The sequence below is a fragment of the Methanobrevibacter oralis genome (assembly GCF_001639275.1).
GTDB lineage: Archaea > Methanobacteriota > Methanobacteria > Methanobacteriales > Methanobacteriaceae > Methanocatella > Methanocatella oralis.
Window position 1 is genome coordinate 1 of record NZ_LWMU01000111.1, and the last position, 3,020, is coordinate 3,020.

Here is a 3,020-nt window from a genome sequence, read left to right on the forward strand (position 1 = left end):
TTTATCAATTCATTATGCTTATTATCTGTTTTACATGCGTTTTCATATTTTTTGAAAAATTTTTTTGTCTGCTTTTTAAAGCCAAAATCCAAAAGACTTTTATGCTCTGAAAACCTAAGTATACTTGGAGAATGTGTGTTTTTTTGATTCATAATAATATATATTCTCCATTTAACTATAAATAACTTACTAATACTTATTTTTAAAAAATACTCAGTAATATTTCAATTATAAAAAAATAAAAAGAATTATATACTAAAACAAGAAAAACACGAATTTTAACATCATAAAAAACAAAGTCGATGTGAAATTTCAAGTGTAAAATATAGGATTTCAACAAAGTCTATTTTATAAAGGCTCTTTCAAAAACTTAAGTGATAAATTATTTTTTGATTAATTTATGCACTTAAATTATTTCACAATAAACTATTTATTAGCTTTAAATTATAAAAATAAAGCCAAATATCAGGAAAAAGTTTTTAGTAAAAGACTTGTTTAAAGTGAAATCACCTAAGTTTTTGAAAGTACCTATATAAAAATGGCATGTTCAAAAGTGGACTAATCTCAAAAATATAAGTAATCTAAAAAACTCAACTCCACCCTGGGATTCTACAAGCATCAATTGTTAACAGTAGAGCTGCTCCCTTCCGGACCTGACACATTCCCCTATTAAAGATGTAAATCTTTACCCTCCAGTAAAAACTACACCACCATTAATCCTGTAGGACAAGGTTTCTATGCTGTTTTTTCTAGGCTCATATTTTCTTAAAAAGCCGCCTTTTGAACTTCAACTGCACCAAAGGGGGTGTGTGCTTACAGAGGACCCCTAACCCTCCAGTCTAGCCAAACTTAATATTTGAATTTAATATTATATAAATGTTGTTAAAAACGACTCTTTCAAAAACTTGTGTGATTTTTTTTGTTTTCATTTTTTTATGTTCCAATAATTTAGTTTTAGCATGAATCGGCTTAAAAGACCCACTTCTATTTTCATTGTTCTTTTTATGTGTTTTGGAAATACTTTTTGGAATGTGTTTTCGATTTTATTGTTTGTGGATGGAATATTCGTGTTTTCAAGGTGATTCGTTAATTTTTTAAAGTAGGGTATGATGAATTTCCATAGGATTTTGTTTGTGAAGTTTTTTTGAGGGTATTTTTTATCAATCAAGATATTACGTAGTTTTTTTTAGCATCATTGAGTGTTTTCGCATCCAATTATTTTATAAATGTCTGGTTTTAAATCGGGTAATATTTCTTTTTCTTCGTCTGTTAGTTGGTCTTTTTGTCGGAATAGTCTTTAAATCTTTTGTTTGTGTTTTGTTTTACGTGAAATTTGCAGAAATGATGTTTTACTTTTAGTTTATCTATGAATTCTTGATATTCGTGTTTTAAGTCTGTTCTTATTGATATTTTCTTTTGATTTCTTAGTGATTCATTTAAGAATTGATAAATGGTCTTGGAATCCTCTGATTCGACTAATTTGACTGAAACCAAAGTATTCAATTTAACGTCTAATAATGCTAAAATATAATTTCAAATTCCATTAATTTTAACCCAAAGACTGTCAAATAAGTAATAACCATAATAAGTCCAATTATGATAGTTAAATTGATAATTAGATGCTAATAATATGTTTTCTATGCTTTGATATGAAATTTCGATGTTGTGTTGTTTTTTTAAGTCAAATCGTATTTTATGGAGTCTTGCTCCATAAATTTGATATAAATTTTCAATACAATCAATAACAGGTAATGTAATATTTGAATTAGAATAAACAAGTGATGATAAATCAGTATAAAATACTTTAATGCATTTTTTTGCATTTATATTTTTGAATAGTACAGATTTGTTCTCCAATTCTTAAAAAAAATTAGTTTTCTTTCGTAAGTTTCATTTTTAACAGTATTTTTTGACTTAAAACTTGGACAAATACTAATTATATTTTCAAAATAGATTTTACCTCTTTTTTCAAGTCTAATAAGATTATCAGCAATATTTTCACAACCAAATCGGGAAAAATCATCAGATTGGTGGAATTCAGAAAAAAAACTCTGGAATAAAATCGGAAAGCTTATATTCTTTTAAGTCCATACATTCATTTAGAGCTTTAATATTGTCTTTAAACATATTAATATTTAAGTTCCACCTTATATATTAATTTTACTACTTTTAAATTAAAAATAAAGAAAAAATAAAACGAAAAAATTCGTGACTCAAAAACTAGTAAAAATCCAAGTCACACAAGTTTTTGAAAGAGCCTTAAAAACTCATTACCAGGATGGGACATGAAATTTTTTAATTTTTCATAGAATTTTTTTTATTTTAAAAATTTTTTTGCAATAATTTTATTTTTCAGTTGTTTTCTATTGTTTATTTTGTTGTATATTCTCTTTTTAAGTTGTGTCTTATTGTGTATAGTTTAAATTCTGTATTTATTTGTTTTAAGTCTGTTGTTGTGAATTTTGTTAGGTGTATGTTTTGTTTCATGTTTTGCAAATGGTAGTTCCGGTTGTTTTTTGAGCGTATTTTTGTAGATTTTTTTTTTTGGTGGGGCTTTTGTGGTTTTCTATTTTTCTTTGCATTTTTATTTTTTTTGGGAAATGTTTTCCATAGTCGCTGATTATTCTGTATCGTTGTGTTTTTACTGCAATATTCTTGTACTGGGCAGTTTTTGCATTCTTTGGTCCAATGTGTGATTCTTGTTTTGTTTTTGTATTGGTATTCGCTTTTTTTTCTATAGTGGTTGACCAATGGGGGGGGAAGATATAGGTCATCATTTTCGTGATCATAGTTGATAATTTATCTTTTGGAAAAATGGTTTTTTGGACAATTATTTACTATTTTTTTTTCTTTTTCTTGAGAGTTTTCGTGAGGATATGTAACCGTCAAGGGTCATGTTTTTTCAAGATATTCTGTGTTTTTCATCTGTTGAATAGTCATTATCTGCACTTACTTGGTAATTAACAGGCATTTTCATCGTTATATTTCTGTTAAATTTGATTGTGTTTGTTCCATTTAAT

3 protein-coding genes and 1 other RNA gene are annotated in these 3,020 nt (G+C 26.5%); all 4 read right to left on the reverse strand.

Annotated elements, in window-relative coordinates; genetic code table 11:
* Positions 1-535: 535 nt before the first annotated feature.
* Positions 536-850: signal recognition particle sRNA (gene ffs, locus MBORA_RS08885), an RNA gene on the reverse strand.
* Between the two features lie 75 nt (positions 851-925).
* Positions 926-1,168, reverse strand: a complete 243-nt coding sequence (locus MBORA_RS11240) for a hypothetical protein (RefSeq protein WP_231476049.1) — start codon at positions 1,166-1,168, stop codon at positions 926-928.
* 365 nt (positions 1,169-1,533) lie between these two features.
* Entirely contained in the window at positions 1,534-1,857 is a 324-nt protein-coding gene (locus tag MBORA_RS11245) for a hypothetical protein (protein ID WP_231476050.1), read from the reverse strand.
* Positions 1,858-2,370: 513 nt separating this feature from the next.
* Positions 2,371-2,751 carry a transposase gene (locus tag MBORA_RS08895; protein ID WP_169805475.1) on the reverse strand — a complete coding sequence of 127 codons (381 nt, stop codon included), beginning with the start codon at positions 2,749-2,751 and terminating at the stop codon, positions 2,371-2,373.
* Positions 2,752-3,020: the final 269 nt, after the last annotated feature.